This window comes from Flavobacteriales bacterium (genome assembly GCA_013214975.1).
GTDB lineage: Bacteria > Bacteroidota > Bacteroidia > DT-38 > DT-38 > DT-38.
In genome coordinates this window covers 1-4,939 of record JABSPR010000389.1, presented here as the reverse complement: position 1 = coordinate 4,939, position 4,939 = coordinate 1, and the positions used below count along the sequence as shown (strand labels likewise).

At 37.4% G+C, this 4,939-nt stretch carries 6 protein-coding genes; 1 reads left to right on the top strand and 5 read right to left on the bottom strand.

Going from position 1 to position 4,939, the window contains the following annotated elements:
• The first annotated feature begins 102 nt into the window (after positions 1-102).
• On the top strand, positions 103-261 hold the full coding sequence (locus tag HRT72_12255) for a hypothetical protein (GenBank protein NQY68476.1): 159 nt from the start codon (positions 103-105) through the stop codon (positions 259-261).
• A 52-nt stretch (positions 262-313) separates the two neighbouring features.
• Here the strand turns inward: HRT72_12255 and HRT72_12250 are convergent, their stop codons facing one another.
• The 5 genes from HRT72_12250 to HRT72_12230 all read right to left on the bottom strand — a co-directional run.
• Positions 314-1,588, bottom strand: coding sequence for a DUF2029 domain-containing protein (locus HRT72_12250; protein ID NQY68475.1), 1,275 nt, complete (start codon positions 1,586-1,588; stop codon positions 314-316).
• Between the two features lie 29 nt (positions 1,589-1,617).
• On the bottom strand, positions 1,618-3,093 hold the full coding sequence (locus HRT72_12245; protein NQY68474.1) for a glycosyltransferase: 1,476 nt from the start codon (positions 3,091-3,093) through the stop codon (positions 1,618-1,620).
• Positions 3,090-3,773 (bottom strand): glycosyltransferase family 2 protein, encoded by a 684-nt coding sequence (locus tag HRT72_12240; protein ID NQY68473.1) that lies wholly within the window; start codon positions 3,771-3,773, stop codon positions 3,090-3,092. The genes HRT72_12245 and HRT72_12240 overlap by 4 nt, the downstream gene beginning before the upstream one ends.
• The gene (locus HRT72_12235) at positions 3,773-4,279 is read right to left on the bottom strand and encodes a hypothetical protein (protein ID NQY68472.1); all 507 of its coding nucleotides are present in this window, start codon (positions 4,277-4,279) and stop codon (positions 3,773-3,775) included. Before HRT72_12235 ends, HRT72_12240 begins: the two co-directional genes overlap by 1 nt.
• A 38-nt stretch (positions 4,280-4,317) precedes the next feature.
• A partial coding sequence (locus tag HRT72_12230) for a 4Fe-4S binding protein (GenBank protein NQY68471.1) occupies positions 4,318-4,939 on the bottom strand: 622 nt, incomplete at its 5' end.

Here is a 4,939-nt window from a genome sequence, read left to right as displayed (position 1 = left end):
TTACTATATACATCCTCACCTTTCAGAGAGACAAGAACAGCACCGTTAAAATTATTTTGCACATGTAATTGATGCAGCATGGAATCAATCAAGTTAACCTGAATGGCTAATCTATTTTCTCCTACATCCTCTGAAGAAGGTATTTTTTCAGATGAACAGGCAACAACGCCCAAAGTGAGAACAATGAGAATTGAGAATTTTATTTTTATCATAAATCAAGAAATATTCGATAGAGTATTATGTACGCTTCAAAACAGATAATGATTCACGAAAGCGTATGAATTTGAAGTTTCAAGCCCTATACAAATAGTAATCATGCCTCTTGAACATACCTAAATTTAAAATCATAAGCCATTGCTAATACAACTGTTAAATACTCAAAGACTAGTAACGGCACACTCTCCGAGTAATCAACCGTACTATAAGCGAAATACGAAACAAAGATTACGACAGACCATACAATGGGAAATATAAATCGTGTGAAGCAACTTATCAATACTAACATTACTAAATACCATGGGTGAACCGTTGTAGAAAAAAGAAGGTGGCAGGTCGAACATAGAAGCATTACCCAATACAAAGACAACATTTCAGTTATCCTTTTCCTAAAGCTCAACCATACTATCATTATCATTGAAACAAATGAAAGGCATGGCCCCACAATAGAAATCATGTTATAACCCACGATCCACTTATAGACTCCGCTTACTAAATAATAAAGACTCGCATTAAATTCGAATTTCTGAAAATACAAATCAATGCTAGATGACATATTCAATATCATCTCCATGCTTATGAAAGGTGCAAAAGATATTGCGACTACTCCCCCAACTATCGCTACGAAGATGCCCCCTTTCTTTACGCCAAGGTAATTGAGTAAAACAGGTATAAACATTAGAGGTAGTAACTTGGTAGAAACTGACAGTCCAAATGCAAAGGCCGCGACCGCTAACTTATTCCTTATCAAGAGATAGAAAGCCAACATCACAAAGAATAGCATAATCCCCTCAAAATGAAGGTTACCAGTAAGCTCTAGAATAACAAGTGGATTTAATGCATACCACAATATATTACTAATCGGCATCCCCAGGTAATCCAATATTTTAATACCTAACCAGACTATCCCTATATCAGCAGCAATTACAAATAGCCGCATTACTGTAATAACTCCTTCAATAGAATTAGGACATAGGTATGAGGCTACTCCAAATACTAATTGATGTACTGGAGGATACACCGAAAAATAGTTGGGAGAGTTAAGACTGTTAAACAATATTTGATCTAGTCCAGAACTACCAAAAATCTCAGAAGGCAAATATTGAAACGGATTCTCCCCGGCAACCAACAATCGTCCATCCCAAATAAATCGATAGAAATCGTCTGACAAATTAGGGATGAGCCAAATTAATGAAACACGAAACAACAAAGCTGAAATCAATAATAGCCTTATCTCTCCCCATTCGTAACAAGTTTTTACGAGATATATGTATGCGCCAAACAGCAAAGCATAGATCGAAATCAATAAATAAAATTCTTCTCGTGGAGTGAAGAAGGATATGTAGTTAAATGCCAATAAACTAATGGCCAATATCCCCAACCTTAAATAACGGTTCAAGCCTATTTCATTAACCATGATTGCTTCAAAGAATAAAAGAAGATTGCACCAAAACCGAAGGTGAGCATTAGATGAAAAGGTAATAAACCATAATCGTTCAATTTAAAAGCGACAGAAATACCATATGCAAAATAAATGGCCAATGCCCCCTCTATTAACGTTAATGCATTGGGTCTTCTAACAAAATACGTATTCGTTTTCCAATCTGTTCGTTCGTCATTTAGGTTATACTTAGGCGTGCGCACAAATGGTGTTTTCCTGCCAAGCCATGCCTCTACTACCGCTATGGAATTATGCAAAGACAATCCCATGGATATGGACAAATAGGCAGGAAATAAAAAAATAAATTTCTTAAACGCTACTCGCTTTGACTGAAACTGTCCACTAAATGCTGCCCAGTAAAATACAATAAGAATTAAGAAACTAACCAACAATACGGAGGCTGCATTAAAGAATATGGTAAATTCTTGATGATTCGATTTAAAGAACAAAAGAGGAATTGAAACAAAAGCAGAACAGAGTACACATATAAAAATGAAGCTATTCATTAAATGAAACAACGCATGCAATTTTGTTCTGAAACCCAAGTTAGACCTAAATACTCTAATTAGATGTTTCTTCGCATTTTCGGCAGCACCTTTTGTCCATCTATATTGCTGAGACTTTAAAGAAGCCATTGCTACTGGTAACTCACTTGGAGAATCGAAGTGCTCGAGGTAAACGAATCGCCATCCTTTTAACTGCGCATTATAACTTAAATCCAAATCTTCAGTAAGCGTATCGCACTTCCACCCTCCTGCATCTTCGATACATGATTTTCGCCACATGCCAGCTGTCCCATTAAAGTTAATAAAGTGTCCTCCTTTACTTCTTCCTGTTTGCTCAATTGTAAAATGCCCGTCTAAACCAAAAGCCTGCAATTTGGTTAACAAAGAATAATCCTGATTGATATATCCCCATTTCGTTTGCACCATTCCTACATCATCCGACGTAAATCGCTCCAACGTTTTCCGAATAAAATTTTCTTTAGGCGTAAAGTCTGCATCGAATATTGCGACAAACTTACCCTGCGAAATTTTCAACCCTTCACTTAAGGCACCAGCTTTATATCCCGATCTATCCGTTCGATGAATATGATCTATCCAAAAGCCTTCGTCTTTTAACTGTCTAACTTTTTCTGCAACGATCTCTCTTGTAATATCTGTTGAATCATCGAGTACTTGAATTTCCAACAACTCTTTTGGGTAATCAAAATTCGAGATACAATCCATTAAACGTTCTATAACATATTGCTCGTTATATATTGGAAGCTGTATAGTTACAATTGGCAAGTTGTCTTCATTCAATACAGAAATGCTATCTGTGCAATTCTTCTCTTTCGTGTAGTTATACACCAAGTTAGCCTGCATTAAACTGTAGATGAAAATAAACAACAATGCTAAAACATAAACTACAAAGCAAAATAACCCGAAACTCATCTCAGTTTAATTAGAGTTGATATTATCTTATAGCCTGCCATAACGGTACCATATATGGTTCCCGATATTTTCGACACTCCAACTCTTTTCCGATAGCTCACCGACACACCAGCATAATTCAATTTTTGCTTTATCGCTTTCACTTGCATCTCAACTGTCCAGCCGAAGGTTTTATCCACCATATTAAGCTCCAACAGCTTCTTGTATCTAATGGCGCGAAATGGACCCAAGTCGGCATGCCTAACGCCATATATTATTTGAATTAAAAACGTAGCCAACCAGTTTCCAAACAATTGTTGTGGCATCATCGCCCCTTCTTCCCTTTTTGATTTCACTCGATTTCCAATAACTATATCCTTGCCGTTTTCAATTTCCTCTAATAACAACCCCAGTTCATTGGGGTGATCTGAATAGTCAGCATCAATAAACGCAACTACTTTACACTCTTCCGATCGGTTTTTATTTAAGTAATGAATTCCTTTAAGGCAAGCTGCACCATAACCCTTTTGTTTCTCAAGAAGAACTGTAGCTCCATTCTCTTTAGCCACACTATGCGTACTATCCGTTGAGTTATTATCTACTACAATTACTTCTGCCACAAAGCTGGGCAAATCTGCAAGTACTAATCCGATAGAATTTTCTTCGTTAAAAGCTGGTATTATTACGTAAACACCTTCCATTATTCAAATGTCCGAATACGTTCTATTTCACCCTGAGAATCATAATGTTTCCATGTACCCCAAGGTAAACCATGAATCAACATGCCTTCTTTTACAAGCACGCCCATAGCATATTCTTTATAATACCCATGATTTTCGTCTTGTTCGATCCTTGATTCTTTACGAATTTGTCCGTCTTCACCAAACTCTTTCCACCATCCAGATCGAGTACCATTTACGTAGTTTCCAGCCGATGACATGTTTCCGTTTGAGTAATATGATATCCAATATTGATTCTTCTTTCCAGCTTTGTACCAACCCTCACTTTGTAGCTTCCCGCTCTCAAAATAAATTTTCCAGTAATGCCCTTGAACGCCTTTCGTTATTCTCCCTTCTGATTTCAAGTTGCCGTTTAAGAAATAGTTTCTGATATAATGTGAACTAGTATTATCATGAAACCATTTCTCCGTTTTTAAAGAACCATCTTCAAAAACAGCCCATGCGTAAGGTTCTTTAGCTTGCAGCACTTGTATTGATATGAGAAACAATAGCATGCACGTCAACTTCATATTACGTTTGCATTTAGCTTTACTTGAGTCTTTGAAATTACAAGCGGACCATTTGATATACGCCCTTCTTCATCGCCGTTTTCTAACTTAAGAACTCCCCTTGGACAAACATCAGCACAAATTCCACAACCTACACATGAAGCTCTCACAATGTTTACCCCCTTTTGAGCATAAGACCTAACATCGATTCCCATCTCGCAGTATGTAGAACAGTTCCCGCAAGAAATGCACTGTCCGCCATTGGTTGTAATTCTAAATCGGGACTTGAAACGTTGTACTATTCCCAAATAGGCCGCTAGCGGACAACCAAATCTGCACCATACCCTATTTCCGAAAATTGGATAGAACCCGGTACCAATAACACCGGCGAAAACAGAACCAATAAAGAATCCATATACATCTTGAACATCTTGTGTTTTAACACCAAATACTTCATATGCCCCAGAGAAATACGAATACAGTGTTGCTCCAGTCATGATTAAAGAGAAGGCCAAAACACCATGCACTATGTAGCGTTCAAACTTCCAAGCCACAACCGACTTATCGGATAGTTGTCGATATGGATCTCCCAAAGTTTCTGCCAATCCACCACAACCACAAACCCAAGAACAATACCAC

Bases quoted from the DNA above. Each gene is read 5' to 3' on its own strand.
- HRT72_12255 (NQY68476.1), top strand. From the start codon at position 103: ATGGCTAATCTATTTTCTCCTACATCCTCTGAAGAAGGTATTTTTTCA.
- HRT72_12245 (NQY68474.1), bottom strand. From the start codon at position 3,093: ATGAGTTTCGGGTTATTTTGCTTTGTAGTTTATGTTTTAGCATTGTTG.
- HRT72_12240 (NQY68473.1), bottom strand. From the start codon at position 3,773: ATGGAAGGTGTTTACGTAATAATACCAGCTTTTAACGAAGAAAATTCT.